General features: G+C 41.8%; 19 protein-coding genes. 7 read left to right on the top strand and 12 right to left on the bottom strand.

The window, feature by feature from the left end; genetic code table 11:
- Position 1: 1 nt before the first annotated feature.
- From DB520_RS01575 to DB520_RS01550, 6 genes are all read right to left on the bottom strand, one after another.
- The gene (locus DB520_RS01575) at positions 2-2,317 is read right to left on the bottom strand and encodes a PSD1 and planctomycete cytochrome C domain-containing protein (protein WP_114747909.1); all 2,316 of its coding nucleotides are present in this window, start codon (positions 2,315-2,317) and stop codon (positions 2-4) included.
- Between the two features lie 234 nt (positions 2,318-2,551).
- Positions 2,552-3,904: an acetyl-CoA carboxylase biotin carboxylase subunit gene (accC, locus tag DB520_RS01570; RefSeq protein WP_114747908.1), complete on the bottom strand. Its 1,353-nt coding sequence runs from the start codon at positions 3,902-3,904 to the stop codon at positions 2,552-2,554.
- Positions 3,905-3,935: 31 nt separating this feature from the next.
- Entirely contained in the window at positions 3,936-4,418 is a 483-nt protein-coding gene (accB, locus tag DB520_RS01565; RefSeq protein ID WP_114748729.1) for an acetyl-CoA carboxylase biotin carboxyl carrier protein, read from the bottom strand.
- Positions 4,419-4,519: 101 nt separating this feature from the next.
- The gene (gene efp / locus DB520_RS01560; RefSeq protein ID WP_114748728.1) at positions 4,520-5,083 is read right to left on the bottom strand and encodes an elongation factor P; all 564 of its coding nucleotides are present in this window, start codon (positions 5,081-5,083) and stop codon (positions 4,520-4,522) included.
- Positions 5,084-5,097: 14 nt separating this feature from the next.
- A complete protein-coding gene (locus tag DB520_RS01555) occupies positions 5,098-6,099 on the bottom strand; it encodes a beta-ketoacyl-ACP synthase III (protein WP_114747907.1) in 1,002 nt (333 codons plus the stop codon).
- Positions 6,100-6,338: 239 nt separating this feature from the next.
- A complete protein-coding gene (locus DB520_RS01550) occupies positions 6,339-7,511 on the bottom strand; it encodes a 2-isopropylmalate synthase (RefSeq protein WP_114747906.1) in 1,173 nt (390 codons plus the stop codon).
- 139 nt (positions 7,512-7,650) lie between these two features.
- Here DB520_RS01550 and DB520_RS01545 point away from each other — a divergent pair, with 139 nt between their 5' ends.
- Entirely contained in the window at positions 7,651-9,207 is a 1,557-nt protein-coding gene (locus DB520_RS01545) for a hypothetical protein (protein ID WP_114747905.1), read from the top strand.
- An 82-nt stretch (positions 9,208-9,289) separates the two neighbouring features.
- On the opposite strand, the gene DB520_RS01540 is transcribed toward DB520_RS01545, so the two are convergent.
- On the bottom strand, positions 9,290-9,931 hold the full coding sequence (locus tag DB520_RS01540; protein ID WP_114747904.1) for a GDSL-type esterase/lipase family protein: 642 nt from the start codon (positions 9,929-9,931) through the stop codon (positions 9,290-9,292).
- Positions 9,932-10,022: 91 nt separating this feature from the next.
- On the opposite strand from DB520_RS01540, the gene DB520_RS01535 reads away from it, so the two are divergent.
- The 4 genes from DB520_RS01535 to DB520_RS01520 all read left to right on the top strand — a co-directional run bounded on the left by DB520_RS01535 (position 10,023) and on the right by DB520_RS01520 (position 13,915).
- Positions 10,023-10,865, top strand: coding sequence for a hypothetical protein (locus DB520_RS01535; RefSeq protein WP_114747903.1), 843 nt, complete (start codon positions 10,023-10,025; stop codon positions 10,863-10,865).
- Positions 10,866-11,053: 188 nt separating this feature from the next.
- Positions 11,054-12,094 (top strand): hypothetical protein, encoded by a 1,041-nt coding sequence (locus DB520_RS01530; RefSeq protein WP_114747902.1) that lies wholly within the window; start codon positions 11,054-11,056, stop codon positions 12,092-12,094.
- The gene (locus tag DB520_RS01525; RefSeq protein WP_157971894.1) at positions 12,066-12,896 is read left to right on the top strand and encodes a class I SAM-dependent methyltransferase; all 831 of its coding nucleotides are present in this window, start codon (positions 12,066-12,068) and stop codon (positions 12,894-12,896) included. Before DB520_RS01530 ends, DB520_RS01525 begins: the two co-directional genes overlap by 29 nt.
- On the top strand, positions 12,893-13,915 hold the full coding sequence (locus DB520_RS01520; RefSeq protein ID WP_114747900.1) for a glycosyltransferase family 2 protein: 1,023 nt from the start codon (positions 12,893-12,895) through the stop codon (positions 13,913-13,915). The genes DB520_RS01525 and DB520_RS01520 overlap by 4 nt, the downstream gene beginning before the upstream one ends.
- A gap of 3 nt (positions 13,916-13,918) precedes the next feature.
- Here the strand turns inward: DB520_RS01520 and DB520_RS01515 are convergent, their stop codons facing one another.
- The 4 genes from DB520_RS01515 to DB520_RS01500 all read right to left on the bottom strand — a co-directional run bounded on the left by DB520_RS01515 (position 13,919) and on the right by DB520_RS01500 (position 19,007).
- On the bottom strand, positions 13,919-14,860 hold the full coding sequence (locus DB520_RS01515) for an NAD-dependent epimerase/dehydratase family protein (protein WP_114747899.1): 942 nt from the start codon (positions 14,858-14,860) through the stop codon (positions 13,919-13,921).
- 56 nt (positions 14,861-14,916) lie between these two features.
- The gene (locus tag DB520_RS01510; protein WP_114747898.1) at positions 14,917-15,573 is read right to left on the bottom strand and encodes a hypothetical protein; all 657 of its coding nucleotides are present in this window, start codon (positions 15,571-15,573) and stop codon (positions 14,917-14,919) included.
- 77 nt (positions 15,574-15,650) lie between these two features.
- The gene (locus DB520_RS01505) at positions 15,651-17,444 is read right to left on the bottom strand and encodes a glycoside hydrolase family 9 protein (protein WP_114747897.1); all 1,794 of its coding nucleotides are present in this window, start codon (positions 17,442-17,444) and stop codon (positions 15,651-15,653) included.
- A 114-nt stretch (positions 17,445-17,558) separates the two neighbouring features.
- The gene (locus tag DB520_RS01500) at positions 17,559-19,007 is read right to left on the bottom strand and encodes an aldehyde dehydrogenase (NADP(+)) (protein ID WP_114747896.1); all 1,449 of its coding nucleotides are present in this window, start codon (positions 19,005-19,007) and stop codon (positions 17,559-17,561) included.
- A gap of 350 nt (positions 19,008-19,357) precedes the next feature.
- Between DB520_RS01500 and DB520_RS01495 the strand changes: the two genes are divergently transcribed.
- The gene (locus DB520_RS01495; protein ID WP_114747895.1) at positions 19,358-19,873 is read left to right on the top strand and encodes a GNAT family N-acetyltransferase; all 516 of its coding nucleotides are present in this window, start codon (positions 19,358-19,360) and stop codon (positions 19,871-19,873) included.
- A 98-nt stretch (positions 19,874-19,971) separates the two neighbouring features.
- Here DB520_RS01495 and DB520_RS01490 read toward each other — a convergent pair whose 3' ends face one another.
- Positions 19,972-20,967, bottom strand: coding sequence for a transposase (locus tag DB520_RS01490; RefSeq protein ID WP_114747894.1), 996 nt, complete (start codon positions 20,965-20,967; stop codon positions 19,972-19,974).
- Between the two features lie 372 nt (positions 20,968-21,339).
- Between DB520_RS01490 and DB520_RS01485 the strand changes: the two genes are divergently transcribed.
- Positions 21,340-22,938 carry a M1 family metallopeptidase gene (locus DB520_RS01485; RefSeq protein WP_114747893.1) on the top strand — a complete coding sequence of 533 codons (1,599 nt, stop codon included), beginning with the start codon at positions 21,340-21,342 and terminating at the stop codon, positions 22,936-22,938.
- Positions 22,939-22,948: the final 10 nt, after the last annotated feature.

Here is a 22,948-nt window from a genome sequence, read left to right as displayed (position 1 = left end):
ATCAGGTTCTTGTTATTGCTTCTTCTAAATTGTATAAGGCCACCACCACTTGCATAAGGGCAGCAGTTTCAGGCTGTTTCATCTCATCCTCTAAAGGCGTCTCCCCCACCTGTACGGTTTTGATGATTTCCTCTGGATTGGCCTTAAATCGTTCCAGCTCCTCTTGGAAATACCCTTTGAGGAGTTCAAATTCTTCTTCTTTCGGCGCCCGGCATATTATCCTAGCAAATGCTTCCTCTATGGCGTGACCTATTTCAGTCCCATGCGCTTTGGTAAGTTTAGTTGCCAATACACGGGAGGCTTCCAGAACCAATGGGTCATTTAGCATTGCCAAAGCCTGTAGGGGTGTATTGGTTCTGCTACGGGTCACCTCGCAAAGGTCTCTATTGCTGCCATCAAATATGATGGGCTTTGGCGGTGGAGAGGTAAGTTTGATGAAAGTGTACAACCCCCTTCTATACAGCTTTTCCCCTTTATCCTGCCTGTAGATAGCCAGCTCTCCCCTTCCTGAAGTGGAAGCTTCCCACATACCTTCTGGTTGATACGGTTTGACACTAGGCCCGCCAATTTCCCTAACTAAGAGGTCACTACTGGCCAATACCATATCCCGGATATGTTCAGCGTTTAGTCTGATTCTAGGTGACCAGGACAAATAGGTGTTATCTGGATCCTTGGACAATTTCTTTTTGCTCACCTTAGCCGATTGCTGGTAGGCGGCGGAAGATACCATCTTTTTTATCAGCCCTTTAATGTCCCAGCCGCTTTCCATAAAGTCAACCGCAAGCCAGTCCAATAGCTCAGGGTGTGAAGGCAAATCTCCCTGCATTCCGTAGTCACCGGCAGATTGGACGATACCCTTTCCAAAAAGTTCCTGCCACATTAAGTTTACAAAAACCCTAGCGGTTAGGGGGTTTTCAGGAGACATGGTCCACTGGGCCAGGCCCAATCTGTTTTTGGGATAATTATTTTCATCGAATTCAAAAATGGTTGCGGGTGTGGCAGGAAATACCTCTTTTGCTGGGGCATCATAAACTCCCCTGTCCAATACATAGGTCTGCCTTACTGTGTCTTGAAAGTCCTCCATCACCGATACCATTATCCTACTGGTGTCTTGATGATTGACGAAATTTAACACATCCGAAAGGTCATCCCTTTCAATCCACATGATTGGGGTTTTGGCAGGTTTGGAGACACTTACGTCGCCTTCATAGCCTTTTTCGGGTGTATTGTTGAAAAAGGCATACATCTGGAAATAGTTTTCCTGAGATATGGGGTCATATTTATGGTCATGACATTGTGCACATTCCACGGTCAATCCAAGAATGGACTTGGTGAATGTATTGGTCTTATCCACGATATACTCCACCCTATATTCTTCCTCAATTACGCCTCCTTCCTCCGTGTACTTGTGGTTTCGGTTAAAGGCAGTGGCCAGAATTTGTTCTTTTGTGGGGTTGGGCAGCAAGTCCCCAGCCAATTGCCAGGTAATGAATTTGTCGTAGGTCAAATTATTATTGAAGGCGTGAATGACCCAATCTCTGTAGGGCCATTGCGTTCTGATATTGTCATCCTGGTAACCATAGGAGTCGGAATACCTGCTTATGTCCATCCATAATACAGCCATTCTTTCTCCAAAGGCAGGGTCTTCCAGGAGCTGATCAATGACCCGGCTTGTAGCCCCTTCCCCTTTATCTTCCTGATAGGATTTCATCAAATCCAAGGAGGGGGGAAGCCCTGTAAGGTCCAGGCTGAGCCTTTTGAGCAGATGCATTTTGTCTGCTGCTTCGTTGGGAGCGAGACCAACCTGAGAGAGTTTAGCGGAAATAAAATGATCGATTTCATTTTTTGCCCAGTCCTTGTGTTTGATCTTTGGAAGCTTGGACTTTTTCGGAGGGACAAATGCCCAATGGGGTTCATACTCGGCCCCTTTTGCAATCCATTTTTTGATGATCTCCTTTTCTCCTTCAGAAAGCTTTAAGTTAGAGGAGGGAGGGGGCATTCTTTCCGAATCATCAGTGGATTCCAGTCTTTTAATAACCTCCGAGGATTTAGGGTCACCGGGTACAATGGCGTGGGCATTTGGAGTTTCCTTCAATGCTGCGTATGCACCTTCTTCTGTATCCAATCTAAGGCCGGCCTCCCGTTTGTTGGCGTCTGGCCCATGACATGCAAAACAGTTGTCGGAAAGGATAGGCCTTACGTGAAAGTTGTAGCTAATTTGATCAACATTGGCCATACTTCCCCCGGATTCTTCTTTATCCCCACAGGAATAAAGAAAAATCAACAACGTGAATATGTAAAGAAAGCGATTTATCATTATTTAAATAATTTTCCTATTCTATCAAATTACAATTTGGGGAAATATTAAGGAATAATCAAGGGGTAATTTCCGTAATATCTTTTGGTGGGGATTAACGGGGCTTTAGGTTGACTGGTTTCAAAGCTCTCAAAAGCCCAAGTTTACCTTTCTCCCTACAATTATAACGTGTAGCTTAAAAATCAGTTCGTTAAGGAGGAATAAAAAAAGGCACCGCTAAGGGTGCCTTTCCGTTTAGTTCTTATGAATGGTCGAAAAATCAAAGGTATCCAAAAACTTGGTGGTGAAATTTCCTTCCCTGAAAGCAGCGTTATCCAATAGGGCCAAATGGAAAGGTATGGTGGTTTTTATTCCGTCAATGACAAATTCCTCTAGTGCCCTTTTCATCCTTACGATAACTTCTTCCCTGGATTGCCCACTCACAATAAGCTTTGCAATCATAGAGTCGTAATTTGGGGGTATGACATAGCCAGCATAAACGTGACTGTCTATCCTTACCCCTCTTCCGCCGGGCAGGTGTAGGTTTACGATTTTTCCGGGACTAGGCCTGAAACCATTGGAAGGATCTTCGGCATTGATCCTGCATTCCATGGCGTAAAGCTTTGGATAGTAGTTTTTCCCACTGATAGGTTCTCCGGCCGCTACTTTGATTTGCTCTTTGATTAAGTCAAAGTCTGTCACCTCTTCGGTGATGGGGTGTTCCACCTGAATTCTGGTGTTCATCTCCATGAAATAGAAATTTCTGTCTTTGTCCACCAAAAACTCTATGGTTCCGGCTCCTTCGTAACCTATAGCCTCAGCTCCTTTAATAGCAGCCCTGCCCATGTTGTCTCTAAGTTCATCGGTGATAAAAGGGGAGGGTGTTTCTTCCACCAGTTTCTGATGCCTTCTTTGGATGGAACAATCCCTTTCCGATAGATGACAGGCCTTTCCCCGGCTGTCCCCGATTACTTGTATCTCAATGTGACGTGGCTCTTCAACAAATTTTTCCAGGTAGAGCCCGTCATTGCCAAATGCAGCCGAGGATTCTTGGCGGGCATCATCCCAGCCCTTTTTGAATTCCGAAGGCTGTTTGACTATTCGCATTCCCTTTCCTCCACCTCCTGCGGTAGCTTTCAAAATTATAGGATACCCTATATCTTCTGCGATTTTCAATCCTTCATTGATGTCTTTTAGAAGGCCTTTAGAACCAGGCACAATAGGAACTCCTGCTGCTTCCATAGTTGCCTTTGCAGTAGCCTTATCGCCCATCTTGTTGATCATTTCCGGACTTGCGCCTATAAACTTGATGTTGTATTCCTCACAAATTCTTGAAAATTCCGCATTTTCTGAAAGAAAACCATAACCAGGATGTATAGCATCCGCGTTGGTGATCTCGGCAGCGGCTATTATCCTAGGGATGTTCAGATAAGAATCCCGGCTAGGCGCGGCTCCAATACATACCGCCTCGTCGGCAAATCTCACATGTAAGCTGTCTTTATCTGCTGTGGAATAGACGGCCACTGTCTTGATCCCCATTTCCTTACAGGTTCTTATCACTCTTAGGGCAATCTCTCCACGGTTGGCAATTAGTATCTTGTTAAACACTTTACTTTTTGGGCTTGGTTAGGTAATAAAATCAATCAGCAACTTCTACTAAAAACAAGGGTTGGTCATATTCTACAGGTGAGGCGTTCTCCACAAGTACTTTTACAATTTTTCCCGATACCTCAGAATCGATTTCATTGAAAAGTTTCATGGCTTCTATTATGCAGACTGTTTGACCTGCTTTCACCGTGTCTCCAACGTTTACAAAGGAATCCGTTTCAGGGTTAGAGGAGCGATAGAAGGTACCTATCATAGGGGATTTAATTTCTGCCAATTTGCCTTTGGCAGAACTTTGGGGCTCGTTTTCAGTAGCTGGAGGGGGAGAGGTGGCAGGGGGTGTTTGTTGCGCAGCAGGCTGTGGTGCAGGAGCGGCTACTTGGTCTACATTTTTAGGTGCCGAATTATCAGCACTTTTTTTTATGGACAGCTTAAACTCGTCTGTTTCAATTTTAACTTCAGCTAGCCCTGAGTGGGAGATGAAGTCTATTAGTTCTTGGATTTCTTTTGGTTTCATAAATTTCTTTTTTGAAAAAGGCAGTCGGGGTGCCATATTTTAATGACTCAGAATAACTATAAGGGGATGTAATTTAACAAAAGCTGATTGTTTTCACTAAATTATTTCACCCTTTCTGAATATGATCCGTCTCTTGTGTCCACTTTTATTAGGGTATCCTGTTCCACAAATAGTGGCACCATTATTTCTGCTCCCGTTTCTAGGGTAGCCGGCTTTAATGTATTCGTGGCGGTGTCACCGCGAAGACCCGGCTCGGTATAGGTGATCATCAGCTCTACAAAAGGGGGTAGTTCCACGCCAAGCGGCCTTTCGGTCTCTGCGTGTATCAAAATATCAACCATTTGCCCTTCCTTCATAAGGTTAGCCCGCTCTATTAGCTTTTCTTCTATGGGGATTTGTTCAAAGGTCTCCATATCCATGAAGTGAAACCCCAAATCATCTGCATAGATAAATTGATGTGGTCTTTTCTCCACCCTTGCAGTGGTTACTTTTTCACCGGCACTAAAGGTCTTATCTAGAACCTTCCCGGTGGTAAGGCTTTTCATCTTAGTCCTTACAAAAGCCGGGCCTTTTCCTGGTTTTACGTGTTGAAATTCCACAATGCTGACAATGTCGTGGTTGAACTCCAAGCACAATCCATTTTTGAAGTCTGCGGTACTAGCCATATATATTTGCGTTATTATCCATTTGTGTCGTATCCCCATTTTAGGTAAATCGCACCCCAGGTAAAGCCCCCGCCAAAAGCAGCTAAGATCAGGTTATCCCCTTTTTTGAGCTTAGACTCGTAATCCCAGAGGCATAAAGGCAGGGTTCCCGCTGTGGTGTTCCCGTATTTTTCGATGTTTAGCATCACCTTGTCAGACCCTATACCCATGCGGTTGGCAGTGGCATCTATGATGCGTTTATTGGCTTGATGGGGCACAAGCCAAGCGATGTCCTCGCCTTTAAGATTATTTCTAGCCATCACGTTTGCACTTACTTCCGCCATATTGGTCACAGCAAATTTAAATACCGTAGACCCCTCTTGAAAAATATAGTGCTCTTTGTTCGCCAAGGTTTCCATGCTGGCAGGCCTTAGGCTACCTCCAGCTTTCATGTGCAGGAAGTCGGCCCCTTTGCCATCGGTATGGAGCATGGCATCCATGATCCCCAAGTCCTCCTGGGTAGGTTCCAATAATACAGCACCTCCCCCATCCCCAAAAATAATGCAGGTGGTTCTGTCCTCATAATTCACGATGGCCGACATTTTATCAGCGCCTATTACGATTACTTTTTTATGGGCTCCAGTTTCTATAAATTGACTGCCAATAGAGAGGCCATATAAAAACCCCGAGCAAGCCGCAGAAATGTCAAAGCTATAGCTGTTCACAGCACCCACATTGGAGGCGATGATATTGCCAGTGGCGGGAAAAAACATGTCCGGGGTTACAGTAGCACAAATTATAAGGTCAATATCCTTAGGGTCGGTGTTGGTTTTTTCTAACAGGCCCTTTACGGCTTCTGTACCTATTACCGAGGTTCCCTTATGCTCCCCCTTTAATATCCTCCTCTCTTTAATTCCTGTTCTGCTGGTAATCCATTCGTCATTGGTATCCACTAAGGTTTCCAGTTCTTGGTTGGTAAGGACATAATCCGGTACCCAACCATGAACTCCAGTGATGACCGCTCTTGTTTTTTTCATTGGATATTTTATCTGTAGCTTAAAGTCTCTACTTATTGGTAGCAGAAGTTTAAGGCTTTGTTTTAAAAAGGATGCGCAAACTTACACATTCTTCACCCACCTAATTTTGTTTGGAGTGCCAAAATTATTTAAAATGTTACTGTCCACCAAAGTTTTTTCACAAACTCCCAAAACCAAAAGGCCTCCAGGTCTCTTTTTTCTGAGAAACTGGAAGCCTTTTCTAAGTACAAATGGTCATTTTATGCCTCTACTTTGCTGCTTAGCCTAGTTGCTGAGATGATCTCGTGTAAATCCTCATCAAAGATCTCTTTTTTGACATCGGCATGGTCAAGGAAAACCTCGTAAACCCTGTCCAGTTCCAATTTAGTGAGCGTATAACCAATTTTATGCGCTCTGTATGCCAGTGCAGCCCTACCACTTCTCGCCGTAAGGACAATCAATGATTCATCCAAACCGACTTCTAAGGGATCGATGATTTCATAGGTTTCCCTATGTTTGATTACTCCGTCCTGGTGTATGCCTGAGCTATGTGCAAATGCATTGGAGCCCACTATTGCTTTATTTGGTTGTACCAACATGCCCATCCTCTCAGCAACTAGCCTGCTGATGGGGTTCAATAATTTGGAGTTGATGTTGTTGGTAAGGTTTAGCCTGGGGTGTTGTTTGATAATCATGGCCACTTCCTCCAAGGAGGTGTTGCCGGCGCGCTCCCCTATACCATTGATGGTACACTCTATTTGTCGGGCCCCATTCATCACTGCTGATATGGAGTTTGCTGTTGCCAATCCCAGGTCGTTGTGGCAGTGGGCAGAGATAGTTACATTTTCTATGCCTCTTACGTTGTCCACCAAATATTTTATTTTTGCCCCATACTCATCAGGAAGGCAATAGCCAGTGGTGTCGGGAATATTCAGCACGGTAGCTCCTGCTTTGATCACCGCCTCGCATACCCTGGCCAGGTATTCATTTTCGGTGCGACCTGCATCTTCGGCGTAGAATTCCACATCTTCTACAAATTTCTTTGCATGGGTCACGGCTTCAGCTCCCCATTCTAGAATCCTTTCCCTGTTGCTTTTGAACTTATATTTAATGTGATGATCTGAGGTTCCAATACCAGTGTGGATTCGTCCCCTTTTTGCATACTTGAGGGCATCTGCGGCAACCTCAATGTCCTTTTTTACCCCTCGGGAGAGTCCGCAGACCACAGGATTGGTCACATGTTTGGAAATTTCCACCACGGATTTAAAATCCCCGGGGCTGGAAATGGGGAACCCTGCTTCTATAACATCTACACCGAGTTTTTCAAGTTGTTGGGCTATTTCAATTTTTTGGGGGGTGTTAAGTTTGCATCCGGGGACTTGCTCCCCGTCTCTCAAAGTAGTGTCAAAGATAAAAACGTGTCCTGTATCCATATATACAATAGTTTTAGTCATTCTAAAGTAAGACCTTGAATTAGGAAGATAAATTAAAGTATCTTTAATGATCCGATTCCTAAAGATGTAATTATTTTAATAAAATACTGAAAATCAAAATCTTGTGTATTTATAAAATATGAAGCCCGAAAGTAAAAAAGATTATTTATTCGAATTGATCAGGAGTTTGTCATCTGCTGAAAAGCGGAATTTTAAACTTTTTGTGAATAGGCTAGAAGCTAACCAAGAGGCCAAATTCATCCGCTTGTTTGAGGTGTTGGATAAAATGCAATGGTATGACGAGAAGAAGTTGCTGGAAAAGGCCCCTGTTTCCCGAAAACAGTTGGGAAATATGAAGCAGCATTTGCAAAAACAGCTCTTGGTAAGCCTTAGGCTCTTGCACACAGAAAAAAATGTGGAACTTGAACTTAATGAGCAAATAGATTTTGCTAGAATCCTTTATAATAAGGGGTTGTATAAACAAAGCCTTAAATTATTGGAAAAAGCCAAACAGACCGCAAAACAATTTTACCTTGACACCATCATGCTTAGGATTGTGGAATTGGAAAAGGTGATAGAATCTCTGCACATTACAAGAAGCATGAGAAACCGCGCAGAAACCCTAAGCATAGAATCCAGGGAACTAGTAGGCCATGTGCATACAAAAAATCGTTTTAGTAACCTTTCCTTGCAGCTGTATGGATTGTATTTAAAAACGGGATATGTCAAAGATGAAAAAGACCGTCAATTGATTGAGGTTTTTTTTCAGGAAAATATGCCAAGCTATCGGATAAAGGACCTGTCTTTTTATGAGAAAATGTATTTGTTTCAAGCCCAAGTTTGGTTTTACCATATTATCCAGGATTTTCCGCTTTGCTATAGAGCCGCCCAAAGGTGGGTTGACTTGTATGTGGAAGAACCCCAAATGCGGAAAGTGGCTACAGGAAACTACCTAAAAGCCTACCACTACCTGCTGGACACCCTTTTTTACCTAGGGTATTATGAGCGTTTCATGCAGGTACTTGAAGAGTTTAGGACAAGTCTGGATACTGGGGATTTCGTTATGGATGACAATTGCCGAGTGCTTGCTTTTCTGTATTATTATTCCAACACTATCAATCTGTATTTTTTGAAAGGAGAGTTTACCAAAGGGGTGGAAGAAATCATTCCTTCTTATTCAAAAGAGCTTAAGAAGTTAAAAGACAAATTGGATGCACATCATCAAACAGTGCTGAATTATAAAGTGGCATGTCTTTATTTTGGGGGGGGAGATAATCTTCGGGCGATCGTTTACCTGGATGAGGTAATAAGGAGAACCGGTGACGGGCTCACGGAAGACTTACAAGTGTTTGCGCATATCCTTAAACTCATTGCAAGCTACGAAGCGGGACAAGATGAAGACCTGGAAAAGCAAATCCGAAACGTGTATAGGTTTCTTGTAAAAATGGATGACCTCCACCAGGTTCAAAAAGAAATGATGGCCTTTGTTAGGTCATTGGGGAAAATATATGATTATGAGCTTAAGAGTGCTTTTATCAACCTTCGAGAAAAACTTAAACCCTATGAAAATCACCCCTTCGAAAAAAGGGCGTTTTTATATTTGGACATCATATCGTGGCTTGAAAGTAAAATCGAAAGCAAGCCGGTACAAGAGATTATTCAAGAAAAATTTAGGGAAAGAATTTTAGCAATTTGAGAAGAATTTGACTGATTTTGAACTTTGCAAGCCTGCAAAGATAAAATCAAACCAAAAATTACAAGAATGGCTAAGGTGTTTTTTACAGATGCTTTTTAAGAATATGAGAAGATATTTTCTCCGCCATTACCCTATTACCTTCTTTATCCGGATGAATGCCATCCGGGAAAAGGGAGGATTTCTCACTCATTTCTTTGTGCAAGTCAATGGTGAGTACACCAGTAATTTCAGCAACCTCTTTAAGGATGGGTATTATCTCATTCTCCAAAATGGAGGAAGTAATCCCCCAATTGTCTTGAAATATTGGGACAGGGAAGCAAATGTAAAGTTGGGAGGTTTCTTTCATAGAAGCTTTAAAGGTTTCAACCAAATCGATATAATCTTTTTTGAAGTCCTCGTGAAATTTCCAGTTTTGGGGTTTGGTGTCATTCGTGCCAAGTTTCAAAATCAGAATATCAGCATCAAAATTTTTTGACATTTCAAACTGAGGTTCTTCCCAATAAGGCTTATCCCCTGATTTAAGAAGAGTGCTGCCGCTTACGCCAAAGTTTTTTACCAGGTATTCTTCTCCAAGGATTTCCTGAAGTTGCATGGGATAGCTTTCAGGATGGCTTCTCCCAGGTCCTTGCGTGATGCTATTGCCTACACAGGCTACCTTGATTCCGTCTTGGCAGATTCCTTCCCCACCAAAAAGCATAAGAATTGCCATAAATAATTTTCGCATAATCGGGTGTGATGAAAATTGTTGAAGTACTTTAAGCTTTCTAAATTACGACAAATATTTTAAGTTGCTAAAATCAGCAACCCTCGAAGGCATGATTGTTTTTCTCAAAAAGCTATACCATAAACTTCATCTGCTATCTGTAGATACGGTATTAGGCGCATGTGCAGGGATGTATTTTTTTTCGGAATTGCTGAAGGTCTCCATTGGATTTTGGTATTATGCAGTATTGGCACTTGCCGTTTGGGCCATTTACACCTTGGACCATCTGGTGGATGTCCGCTTTGCAAAAGGGAAATTACTTACCCAAAGACACCTCTTGCACTTTCGGAATTTCAAGCTTTTAAGCAGCTTACTTGTATTAGCGGTCTTGTTGGGGCTTTACCTGTTTTGGTATAGAATTGGGAGTCCTGGGTTATTTTATTCAGGGGTTACTTTGGCTCTATTAATGTTGGTCATAAGGAGCATTGGAGTGTTTCTACTAAACAAAGTCCCTTTTTATAAGGAAGTCTCAATAGCTTTATTTTACGTTGTCGGTATTTTACTTGTTCCGGTAACTCAAGTGGAATTGGAATTCGTGGGGTTGATTTGGCTTTATTTTGCTTTAGTGTATTGGGTATTGGCCTGCTTCAATTTGGTTCTTTTGGCTTTGCTGGATTTGGATACGGATAGAGCGGCCTTTTTCACCTCGGCACCAACCCTAATAGGGGTGGGAAAAACAGAGCTGCTTTTGAGGATCCTTGCAGTTGTCGGGATGGTATTCATAATTTCCCTATTCTTCATACTTCCATCTTTCTACCATAGGTTTACCCTAATTCTGTTAATTATGTTCATTATACACCTCAGAGCTTATTTGGAAAGGCCACATGACTCCATTAAGCTTCGCAGGAGACTCGAGGCTACGTTTTTTCTTCCCGCGGTAATGGTTATTATCTAATAGTTTACTTTGCTTGCATTGACAAACATTCCTTTTAATATGCATGGCCATCAACCTGAATTTTAAAACTCCTAAGATCTTGGCAAACAATTTTGCTGTAAACATGTTTGTTTTTTTAATACAAGCTGATCAATTGTTTGTTAAATAGTATTTTGTTAGATTTAGAAAACACACTAAGTTAGGAGGAATTGAAGGATAATATTCAAAATAACATTTGGTTAGGTGTCCCTATTGCCAAGAGGATTGTTTTTCTGATAGGTTATGCAGGAATTTTCAGGGATGTATTAAGCGAACAAACACTGGCAGAAAAATTGGGAATTAATGAACCTTCCGAGCTTGAAGAGGCTCTGGAAAGCCTGAAGGAGGATGGCCTTATTATTAGAGAAGGTGGGTATGTTGGTTTGCCAGGGTTATCGCAAAAAATAAAAATTAAATCTCGGGATTTTGAGAGAGTTGAGGAGTTAATTTCTTCTAATAGCAAGATGTTAAAAACCATCTCAAAGTTACCAATAGTGAAATTTATCGGTATTTCAGGTTCCATTGCTGCTGGAAATCCTGTGGATACGAAAGAAAAGAAGGCAGATTTGGATTTGTTCATTATTACTAGAAACCAATGTATTTGGTTTTTTTATTTATTTGATACTTTTTACAGGTTTTTTACTCGGAAGAAAAAAAGAGAAGGTGGTGTTTATTTATGCATGAATCATATTTATGATGAATCGGATTTAAGGATATATAATCAAAACTTTTATACAGCAAATGAGCTTTACAATCTTAAACCTTATTATGGAGAAGATACCTATAAAAAATTTATCGCCTCAAATCCTTGGGTATCAAGCTATTTTCCTGGATTTGGAAAGTTAAACGGAATAGTAAAGATGAATAGATCTTCGAATTATATCAATCGAATGATGTATTCCTTTATTAAAGTTTTTAGGAGTGTGAAGCTTAGAAGTTTGGAGCCCTTTCAGGAGATGATGAATAAATTTGACCCCACAAAATCATACAACGTTAATAGAAAGGGATCATCCTACGGAGGGTATCAAATTTATATTCAAGAAAAATACCCTAGGATTATCCAAGAGAATTTTCCGGGATATATGGATGAGGAATTAATTTCCCGACTTTTTGCTGACCCGTTGAGTTTATCCCTAAAATCTTCGAAATTTGATGTTAAGCAAATTAAACTATCTGAAACTTATGCCTCAAAATACAGAACTTATGAATGAGAGTACCTATTATCAAAAAGTTGCAGATTATTATGACGAAGATGCAAGGGATTTTGAGGAGAGGTACTGGAATAATGCTGTATTGCAAAGGATTAGGCAGTCTTTTAGGGAAGAGGTTAAAAAATTTGAATTTGACAATGCTCTGGAAATCGGCTATGGCCCAGGTTTAGATGTATGCCATTTCGCTCAGATTTTCCCTGATAAAGACATCTATGGGCTAGATATTTCCCCAGCCATGCATAAGCATACAGAATCAAAAGCAAGGTCCTTGGGGTTGAATAACGTAAATGTGAAAGTAGGCACTCCTGAGGATTTGGATAAAATTTTTCCTGGGGTAAAATTTGATCATATCTACGTTTTTTTTGGAGCACTAAATACTGTGGAGGATCTGGAAGAAATTGCCTCAGCCCTTAATGATAGGCTGGCTGACAATGGAACAATGCTCCTCACATTTGTTAATAAATGGTATTTGATGGAAGTTTTTTACCATTTGGCTAAAGTCGATTTTAAAAAAGCTTTCAAAAGATTTAAAACAGTTTGGGGCGGCTATTCCGGGTCAAAAATACTTGAGAGTAAATGCCTTTCACCTGGAGAAATAAAAGGTGCATTTGAAAATCATTTTACTATAGAAAAGAAGAAAGGCTATTCCATCTTGTATCCTGCATGGTATAGACATAGATGGGTGAAGAAAATGGGTAAAAGAGTGAGTGAGTTTCTTTGGGATTTTGATAAGTCACTCGATGGAACGCCATTTTGGAGTTTAGGGGAATATGCTTTGTATACTTTTAAAAAGAAAAAATGAAGGGTGAAAGTAGGCCCAAGGTTTCGATTATCGTACCCATTTACAATGTAGAAAAATACCTTTTTCAGTGTTTGGAGAGAATAGTTGGACAAACTCTTTCCAATATAGAAATTATTTTGGTAAACGATGGTTCCACGGATGATTCACAGCAAATAGCCGAGCGTTTTGTTGAAATGGATGACAGGATCACTTTGGTAAATCAAACCAATAGAGGTCTTTCCATAGCCAGAAACAAAGGAATAAGTTTGGCCAAAGGGGACTACCTAACTTTCGTAGACAGCGACGATTTCCCTTTTTTGGATTATTGTGAGTCCATGTATGACCACGCACTGCGTTCAGGTGCAGATGGGGTAGTGGCTCGCTTTGGGAATTATAGTGAAGAGGGAAAAAGGCATTCCATATCTCCCATAAGGGAAAGCCAACAGCGTGCTGGTTATGAGGTGATAAGTTGGATGTATTTTGGAAGGTTAAGTATGTCGGCCTGTGCCAAGCTATGGAAAAGTGAATTGGTGAAAAAGGAGAAATTGATTTTTCCGGAGGGACTTTTTATGCAAGACAGGCATTTTAATCTCCAGGCTTTTTATTATTCCGAGAAGGTGGCGTTTTTGGATAAAGAGATTTACCAAAGGAACATAAACCCTGCTTCCACCATGAATACGGTTGGACTAAAACACATCAATGATTGTTATAAAGTTCTGAATGCTGACTTGAATTTTCTGCTCGGCATCAATAAGTTGGATAAGTTTGGTTTTGGGATATACTTTGCCACATTTAAGGTTTTACATTTTATCTACAAACAATTAGGTCAACGGCTTTTTGAAGACCAGAATTTGTTAGCCATATATACCGAAAAACTAAGTGGGCTACAATTCCACAAACAATTGAATAAGGTTCAACTTTTCCTTCTTAGGTTTATGAAGGCTGGGCTATCTTATGACTTAAGAAAACAGCGAAACTCCCCAATTGCATTTAAAATTACATTGGGAGTGGCGGTAAGATATGTAAATTGGTTCCAATGACCATTATACTTCCACGGATTTTTGCAATGAAGCTGTGTTTTTTTGGATCATACTTTCTATAGTTGGATATGCAAAGGTATAGGAATCAAGAAATTCACGGTGTTTAGAGCTGGATTTTACGGAGAAGGTAAATGCCTCGTAGATAGTTTCATCAAATTTTTCAATGATTTTCTCTTTGCTTAAAGGATCTAGGGGTAAACCGGATATTTCAGATACTTTAGTGGCAAAATCCTTATGCTTAAGGTAATTATCTGGCATTCCCAAATTATAATAATTGCCAGGTTTGCCATTTTCCAAAGCATGTATGATCATTCCTGCGCAATCCACCACATCTATTATAGTCATCCAGTTTTCACCTTCCCCTAACACAGGTACTTTCTTGAACTTCCACATGTAATTTAGAAAAAAGGTCTTAAACCATGAATTTGTACCCATGATCCAGGGAGGCCTTAACATACTTACGGGAAGAGTGGATTTTTCAATACATTCCATCCATGGCCTTTCCGCTTCAATATATTCCTTGGCAAAGCCTGTAGGGTTAATTGGGGAATCCTCATCCACCAGTTTTTCACCGCAGTCCCCATAGACTAGGGTACCACTCACGTAGTGGACCACTGGTTTTTTTTGCATGGAAAGTAAATGTTTAATAAGTCTTTGATTGGCTTTGGCGCCTTTTTTGGCGGATTTTTCCCTTCCTTTAGCCCCTTTACCACTCATTCTAGCCATATGTACGATATGGTCAGGTTCAAACTTGTCCAAAAGGGACAAGTCAAAAGACTGAAGATCTCCGGTAAACGTATTGAAACACTCTAACTTTCTAAAATTTACATTTCTATGGATAAGAGCCCAAACCTCATACTTGTCCAATTGTTGAGAGAGTTTATCCATAAGGGCAGAACCAATAAAACCAGTGCCTCCAAGTACAAATACCTTTGTTCTGTTCATTTTCTATTGCTTATTTCATTAATAATATATTTTAACCCATTAGAAATTGTATTGTTTCACCTTAGCTCTTTTTTAATGAAATCTTCCCTTTGGTTTAGTAATTGGCTTTCTTCCATGTCAGGGTTGGCGAGAATACCTACCCGAAATTCACCATGGATTACAGTCCTATTTGCCGTTTCCGGTACACTGTTGGTAGGGTATTCCGTAAATACCATACCGCTAAAATCCCCTTCCATCAACATTTTTTCTGGATGGTAGCGTAGTACATTTACTTCAAGGTTTACCTTTGCCTCAGGATCCGTAACCCTTAATGTATTAATAAAGTAGTAGTCCAAGGCAAAACCATGAATAAAGGCTTCAGCATGATTACCCAGTTCGTTCCCAAAACTTAAGGCGAGAAAAATACAGGAATTAGGCCCTGGGTCTATACTGCAATTAGTAGCCACATCGATGATGAGGACTTGGGAACGGTTGCTATATATGAAGAAATTGTTGAAGACATCGTCGGGGATGGATTCTATAAACCCTTCACCTTCCTTCTCTAGGTAATTAGCGGGTAGAGGGTATCTATAGGTGTAATTTTTTCCTTCTATGTCAATAGAAAAGAAAAGTTCCTCTTCCATATCAGGGATTCCTTCCTCACTACCACATGAAAAGAAAAATACCGTTACAAATAATAGACAGCCGTAAAGCAATAATTTCTGGATTTCCATAATAGAAGAAACAATCACCTACAATATAGGAAATTGTAGAAGATTATTTAGGGTTTTTCTCCTGTTTTATCCATGGATCACTTTATGGGAAATCCAAAATGAGCCATCATCAGTATTGCCCCGGCGGTACCGTCCATAGTAGGTTCATTAGTGCTATAATCCCCTACGTCATCGTGGTAGGCTACGTGGTGATTTTGAACTTGGGCAAATTTATCCTCCTGATGAAGTGTGAGACCAAGCAAGTTGTCATGTATGGTTCTATAAATTGGCCCGTCCACCAACCCTCCCGGAACTTTCAGTCCATATACCACAAACACGCTGGTATGTACCTCTACTGGGTATTCTCCCCCATCAGGAATACCAGTAAACATGGAAGTGCCCCATGGATTCCTCCCAAAAAGCCAATCTCTTTGGGCAGCAAGATAGGGCTGGAATTGCATGTCGCCCGTCATTTTCTCATAAAGGATGATTTGGGCAATAAGGCTGGTAAGCAGGTTATTGCTGCACCAGATAAATGGTATTCCTATATGAAAAGGATTGCTTTTTGCCCGGTTGAGGGTGTATTCAATCCCTTCTAAATAGTAGTTCTCAAGTTTCTTTTTGAAGTCTTCATCTGCCACTTGATGTAATGCAAAGTGACCTATATTGATAAAAGGATAGAGTTGGTAGTGGGCTGCAGAGTCTCTGACCATCCATGAATCATCGTTGCTGCTTAAGGCTGCATAAGCCTTGGCTTGTTCAAGGTACTTTTCTTCCCCTGTCAGTTTATAAAGTTCAGCAGCACCCCATTCCATATCGTCTGCATAGGTCTCTTCATTATACCTATATGGTGCCCCAAAGGAATTGCCTTGCTGAAACCCCTCTTTTTCCCTGCCCAGTGCATAGAGTGAGATTGCGGCTTCCTTGCATTGATGGGCATATCCAGGGTCCTGGAGGTGTTCTTCCCAAATCCGGGCAGCGATGGCCATAGCCGCTGCACTTCTTCCCGCCAAATTTGAAACCCCTGTTGCCTCACTTTTATATTTACCCAACCCCTGGGGTTCGCCTGTGGATATATAGGCTGCTCTATAACTGTCAGGCCCCCACCCGTAGTCAGAGGGGTCATTGTCAAGTTCTTTAAACCCTTTATGGTCCCTGTCATCTGCAATTTGGTGGAAGAGAATGTCTTCCCTAGGGTGCATTTTATGTATCCAGTCCAATCCCCATTTGGCCTCATCCAAGATGTCGGGGATGCCATTGGGTCCGGTTTGACCAAGTGCATTAACCTTGTCATCAAAACGATCAGGATACAACTCATAGGCAAGAAGCATATGGGCGGTGGCATAACTTGTGGTGATCAAATATTGCAGTTGGTCTCCTGCATCATGCCATCCTCCGCTCAGGTCAAAATAGGTGCTGTCGGGAACAGGACCATAGTGATTTCGACCATCCTTGGCATGGCATACCAGGTCCAGCGTCGGATTGTACCCACACCTTTGCTGTCGCATAAACTCCAGCAGAGTTTCCTGGTGATTACCAAACACCTCAGAACCTATTTTAAATTCAGTGGATTGCAAACCTGATTTCTTAGCGACCAGTTTATAGGTCCCCTCAGAACCTATGTCAGTGAAGTCGAGCTCATAATAATAGTCAAAGACTCCCCAGGTTTGGGTATCTCTTTTTAAGGGCTTTAAAGTTTTTACAGATTTTCCGGAGGAAACCTCTAGAAGTTCAATACGCTCCCTAAATGGTTTTTTGCTAAATACCAACCCCGTTTTATGGTCATCCGGTAGATAACCAAGTTGATTGACCCTAATAAATACATCTTCTTGGGCGAAAGCATTAAAACAAAAGCCTAAGAAAACTAAACAGGAAATAAGGACTCCTTTCATGTGTTTATATTTGTCTTTTTAAGGTCACATGGAATCTCGCAACGATAATCATCCCGGTGTGTGACTTGCTCGTCATGCTCGATTTCATCTGATTAAAGTTTCGATTGGGCAAGCTTATTTTTGCCAGATCCCATCCACGGTTCTCCAGATACCCAAGGGGTTTTCCTCTTGAAGTTCCGCAGGGAGAACTTGAGTTGGCATGTCCTGAAAGGCTACTGGTCGGGCAAACCGCTTTATCGCATGCACACCCACTGAGGTGGACCGGCTATCAGTGGTGGAAGGGAACGGCCCGCCGTGTTGCATGGCAAACCCTACCTCTACTCCTGTAGGTACACCCTTGAACAATATCCTTCCACATTTCTCCTCGATCTCTCGGATCAAATCCATGGAGTTTTCTACTTCCAGATCCTCAGCCCAAATGCTGCAAGTAAGTTGTCCTTTCAGAGCCGTCACAATTTCTTTTAGTTCTCCGGAGTTCTTGTAGGTCACCATCATTCCGTAGGGGCCAAAAATCTCCTCCTGAAACGCTTCATCTTTCAGCCAATCTGAACCTTGAATTCTGACAAAAGTTGGGTTTCCAAGGTGCATGTCCTCTGCTTCAGCCTTCTTGATCCACTGAACTTCCTCTGCACCTTCCATAGATTTCAACATATCATAATAGGCTTTTCCTATACCTTCATGGAGCATTGGGCCTGCCTTAACCTCTTTGAGGTTGTCCAAAACTGCTTCCGCAAACTCTGTAGCCAACTTTTCAGGGACAAAAATAAGTCCGGGATTTGTACAAAACTGGCCCACTCCCAAGGTCAATGAACCCACATACGCTGCTGCTAAGGCCTTCATTTCTGAACTTAATTTAGATTCAAAGGCAAAAACAGGATTTACACTTCCCATCTCAGCATATACAGGAATAGGGTTTTCTCTCTGTGTAGCAGTGTCAAATAGTGCCTTTCCACCTTTAAAAGAACCTGTAAAAGCAATAGCTTGGATTCCTGGGTGGCTGGCAAGTTCTTGACCAATATCTACCCCACCTTCTATATGCTGAAAAACACCTTTGGGCAGGTTACTCTTTCGAATAGCAACCTTGATGGCTTCAGAAACCATCCTGGAGGTTTCAGGATGTGCTGGGTGCGCTTTATAAAGTACAGGACAACCTGCCGCTAGGGCCGAAACGGTATCCCCACCCGCAGTAGAAAAGGCCAAGGGGAAATTACTTGCCCCAAATACCAGTACTGGACCAAGCGGCCGGAGCATTCTTCTAATGTCCGGTTTTGGTAGGGGACTCCTTTCCGGATCTGCATGATCAATGGTAGCCTCTATCCAGCTACCTTCTTTCACCACTTTCGCAAATAGCCTGATCTGGCCTAGGGTTCGGCCAAGTTCCCCCGTGATTCGTCCTTCCGGCAAATGAGATTCCTTAGATGCCGTAGGGATAAGCTGCTCCCTGATTGCATCAATCTGGAGCGCAACTTCCTCTAAAAATGCGGATTTTTCGGAATTGCTGGTCTTCTTGTAAACGTAGAATGCTTCTTTTGAAAGGTTTAAATAGGTGTCTATCATTGCCATAGAATGGTTAGGGTTGAAATATTATTGTAAATTAACGAAATGTGTGGTTTATCTTTGTAGAGCATTTGAAACAGTAAGATAGATTGATTTTAATTTTCTTACAACTAAAACAGGATGAAACCTCCATTAGTTGGTTTTTTGCTTTAAAAAAGGACATGTTGGTTGTCACCTAGATTCATGTGTTTATAATTTGCTTTTTAAAGGACATATAGCCTGCCCTTGCCCGCCCCGTCCTGTAGCTATCGGGAAACTAGTTTCGGGAGAATCTCGCTACGAATAATTATCCATCTGTGTTTCGTTCTTGTCATGCTCGATTTCATTATATTTGAGATCCTATTAAATTTCCAATTATGTGTAGTTTTTTACCTAAACTAACTGACATTCAAATTCGAGACAAATTGAAGCCCGGGGATTTGGGTACGGTCATTGGGATGCATGGAAAATTATACAGCGAGGAATTTAAGTTTGGATTGGGATTCGAATGCTATGTGGCTAAAAGCATGGCCGCATTTTTCAAAAGTTTTGATAAAGGCAAAGATCGCGTTTGGGTGGCGGAATGGGGGAATAGAATAGTCGGATTCCTTGCCCTTGTTCATCGCACTCCAAATGTTGCCCAATTGAGGTACTTTGTGGTGGATTCTGATTGTCGGGGGATAGGTTTAGGAAAACACCTTTTGGATTGCTGGCTTGCTGTGGCCAGGGATATGAACTATCAACAGGTTTATTTGTGGACTACAGACCATTTAAGCTTAGCTGCTTCCATGTATAAAAAAGCCGGGTTTCAACTTCAGGAACAGAGATTCTCCACTAACTTTGGAGTGCCGCTCACGGAGCAAAAATATACCCTTGACCTTTCTTTACATTAGAAGTTTAATCTTTGAAATCGAACATGACGAGCACGTCACACACTGGGATGCCCCGTATTCTAAGATTAAAGCAAGTGGAATAGTACAATTTTTGATTTTTAGGCGGCATATTTCATAGTGTCTACATAAGGCGAACCTCTTTCTATTACCGCAAAGATCCTTGATACGAGTTTGTTTCTTATGATGTTCATTGTACTCATTTTGTTTTTGCCTTCCTCGATTCTTCTTTCGTAATAGCGTTTGATCTCGGGATTGTACTGTATGGCCACGCCCGCACACATGGACAAAAGTGATTTGATACGCTTATTTGCCAGTTTGCTAGTCTTTGTCTTTCCGGTGTACGTGCCTGACTGGTTTGGAAAAGGGGCTATGCCTGCATAGCTTGCAAACTTTCTCCAGTTCTCAAACGAAGTAAACCCCCTTGTCAAAACAATCATGATTGCGGCAGTCTGGGGGCCTACTCCCTTGATAGACTGGATTAGCCGGTATTGCCTTGATAATTCCAGGTCGTCCCTGATCAGGCGTTCTATTTCAGCCTGTATCTTTTTGATCTCTTCGTCCAGGCAGTTGATAACCCTTGTATGGGAATTGACATATATCTCGAAATCCTCCCTTTCATGGACATTTTGGTATTCTTTAAGCCGGGTTGTGCATGCGGTTCTTTCCTTCACCAAACGTTCCCTGTAAGAAGCGAGCTTTTTTATCGATTCCAGGTTTTTGGATGGCATTTCAAACAGCTTGACCCTCTCTCTTTTCTCATAGATATATTCGGCAATGTCCTTTGAGTCAACTTTGTCTGATTTGCCTCTTCTGATCCCCAGCGACTTTTTCAGCTCCAATCCGGGCAGTACCGTAAAAGGAAAATTCTGGCCGTTCAGGAAACCTATCAAAAGCTCGCTGTAAAGCCCAGTGTGTTCTAGACCCAACAGCATCTCATCATGGGTCAGCTGTCCCAAAATATCCATAAGCCATTCGACCATGGCCTCAAACCCCTCCAGATCATTTGCAAACACCATATGCTTCCCGGCGTTCCTCAAATAGACATCGATGGTGGATTTACTTACGTCAATACCGATAAATGCTCTAAATTTCATAACTTTACTGTTAAATATTCACAAATTATGGCTGCCGGAACTAAAACCTTTAGAAGGTCTGCTAACCTAATATTCTAACTGGTTCTCTTGGCAGCCGGAACTTGGAACGGGGACTAATACGGGACATAGGGCTTGATATCCTAGATAGCCAATAAGTTCACCCCGTTCCTGTTCCTAAATTTAAGGTTACCCACAGTAATCCACAAGTTATGAGTCTCCCCCCAGACCCCCCTCAATGTTGATAACTATAACAATAATCTTAGATTATTAACATTTAACAAATCTAAAGGTATAGCTATCGGGGCGTTGCGAGATTCCCCCGAAGCGAGTCCGGGGCAGGCTATATGACCGCTGAAAATCAATTATAAACATATGAAAATAAAACTCCCCTTTCTTATTATCCTTTTTTTTACCCTTGTTTCTTTTCAACTCCATGCGCAATGGCAAAGACAATGGACCTGGGGGGGTGCTTTGGATCCTCTTCAATCGACATTTAAAGTGACCCATTATGCCCTGGATTTAAAAATAGACCTAGAAAATGGGGTACTGGATGGGTCTGCTACCCTAAGTTTGCAAAAACTGGCAGAAGTCGAAATACTTAGACTACAATTAATAGATACCTATGAGGTTATAAAGGTGGTTGCTGACCAAAGGGAGTACGCTTTTAAGCATGATGGCGAATATTTGGATATTGAGATGGAGGGGGCTTTTCCAGATAAAATCACTATTTATTACAAGGGCAAGACTCCAGTGGCCTCCAATCCCCCATGGGTAGGAGGGTTCACTTGGGAAAAGGATGATAATGGGAACCACTGGGTAGGTCTTAGTGCTCAAAACGAAGGAGGAAAACTTTTTATGCCTTGTCTGGACCACCCCTCAAATAAACCTGAAAATGGGGCAGAAATAAAAATCACGGTACCTAAACCCTATACTGTTGCTTCCAATGGGAAATTACTCGATACCTCGGCCTCTGAAACGGATACCACCTTTCATTGGTCTACGGATTATCCTATCATGAATTACAACATCAACTTCACCATCGGCAAATTTTTTCTTCATGAGCAAGAATTCTTTTCTTCCTCAGGAGAGGAGGTCTCCTTGCAGGTGTATGTTTTGGGGGAAAACCAGGATAAAGCTGCCCTACTGGCTTCGGTTTTAGAAAACAGCATCAAGACGCATGAAAACTATTTTGGCTCTTATCCCTTTCCCGAAGATAAGGTTGCGGTAGTAGAGACCCCCTATTTGGGAATGGAACACCAGACCATCAATGGATACGGAAACAACTTCCAGTTTGTAAGGATGGGTGAGGTGTGGTACGATTGGCTTCTCCATCATGAACTTGGCCATGAATGGTTTGGGAACAAACTGTCAGTGGGGGATTGGGCTGATTTTTGGATACATGAGGGCATTACCACCTATGGGGATTGGTTGTTTTACGACCACCACGGAGGCATAGAGGCATATCACGAAAAGGTGGCGGACACAAAAAGGAATATTCTTAACGAAAAACCAGTAGCAGGAAAGATTGCCACCCCTGCCGATAAAGCTTACCACATAGACGTGTATTACAAGGGTGCCTACATCATGCACAGTTTAAGACACCTGCTTGGAGAGGAGGTGTTTTTCAGAATGCTGAAAGAATTGGCTTCCCATCCACCTTTCATTTACGAAAACCAGGCCAACACGGAGGAAGTTATCCGCTTTATTCAGGGCTATACCGAATACCCATTGCAAGGGTTTTTTCAGTGGTACTTATATGAAACAGAACTCCCTGAGGTAAGGATTAAGAAAATGGGGAAAAGAGGATATGAGGTGAGTTTACCAAATATTGATTTCTCCTTACCGGTGGAAATAGTTACTGAAAGGGGAAATGAGAAGGTAGACCTGTCCGCGAAACCAAAATTGATAGAAAGTTCCAGTGAACCAAAGGTGGATCCTCAGGATTGGTATTTATTTTCAAAGAGGCCTTAGATTAGGTGCT

The organism is Pleomorphovibrio marinus (assembly GCF_003347495.1).
Classification (GTDB): domain Bacteria; phylum Bacteroidota; class Bacteroidia; order Cytophagales; family Cyclobacteriaceae; genus Pleomorphovibrio; species Pleomorphovibrio marinus.
This window is presented reverse-complemented; position numbering and strand designations above follow the sequence as displayed.

Excerpts from the sequence above, each read along its gene's own strand:
- DB520_RS01575 (WP_114747909.1), bottom strand. The coding sequence starts at position 2,317 with ATGATAAATCGCTTTCTTTACATATTCACGTTGTTGATTTTTCTTTAT.
- accB (WP_114748729.1), bottom strand. The coding sequence starts at position 4,418 with ATGAAACCAAAAGAAATCCAAGAACTAATAGACTTCATCTCCCACTCA.
- efp (WP_114748728.1), bottom strand. The coding sequence starts at position 5,083 with ATGGCTAGTACCGCAGACTTCAAAAATGGATTGTGCTTGGAGTTCAAC.
- DB520_RS01555 (WP_114747907.1), bottom strand. The coding sequence starts at position 6,099 with ATGAAAAAAACAAGAGCGGTCATCACTGGAGTTCATGGTTGGGTACCG.
- DB520_RS01550 (WP_114747906.1), bottom strand. The coding sequence starts at position 7,511 with ATGGATACAGGACACGTTTTTATCTTTGACACTACTTTGAGAGACGGG.
- DB520_RS01545 (WP_114747905.1), top strand. The coding sequence starts at position 7,651 with ATGAAGCCCGAAAGTAAAAAAGATTATTTATTCGAATTGATCAGGAGT.
- DB520_RS01540 (WP_114747904.1), bottom strand. The coding sequence starts at position 9,931 with ATGCGAAAATTATTTATGGCAATTCTTATGCTTTTTGGTGGGGAAGGA.
- DB520_RS01535 (WP_114747903.1), top strand. The coding sequence starts at position 10,023 with ATGATTGTTTTTCTCAAAAAGCTATACCATAAACTTCATCTGCTATCT.
- DB520_RS01525 (WP_157971894.1), top strand. The coding sequence starts at position 12,066 with ATGCCTCAAAATACAGAACTTATGAATGAGAGTACCTATTATCAAAAA.
- DB520_RS01520 (WP_114747900.1), top strand. The coding sequence starts at position 12,893 with ATGAAGGGTGAAAGTAGGCCCAAGGTTTCGATTATCGTACCCATTTAC.
- DB520_RS01515 (WP_114747899.1), bottom strand. The coding sequence starts at position 14,860 with ATGAACAGAACAAAGGTATTTGTACTTGGAGGCACTGGTTTTATTGGT.
- DB520_RS01510 (WP_114747898.1), bottom strand. The coding sequence starts at position 15,573 with ATGGAAATCCAGAAATTATTGCTTTACGGCTGTCTATTATTTGTAACG.
- DB520_RS01505 (WP_114747897.1), bottom strand. The coding sequence starts at position 17,444 with ATGAAAGGAGTCCTTATTTCCTGTTTAGTTTTCTTAGGCTTTTGTTTT.
- DB520_RS01500 (WP_114747896.1), bottom strand. The coding sequence starts at position 19,007 with ATGGCAATGATAGACACCTATTTAAACCTTTCAAAAGAAGCATTCTAC.
- DB520_RS01495 (WP_114747895.1), top strand. The coding sequence starts at position 19,358 with ATGTGTAGTTTTTTACCTAAACTAACTGACATTCAAATTCGAGACAAA.
- DB520_RS01490 (WP_114747894.1), bottom strand. The coding sequence starts at position 20,967 with ATGAAATTTAGAGCATTTATCGGTATTGACGTAAGTAAATCCACCATC.
- DB520_RS01485 (WP_114747893.1), top strand. The coding sequence starts at position 21,340 with ATGAAAATAAAACTCCCCTTTCTTATTATCCTTTTTTTTACCCTTGTT.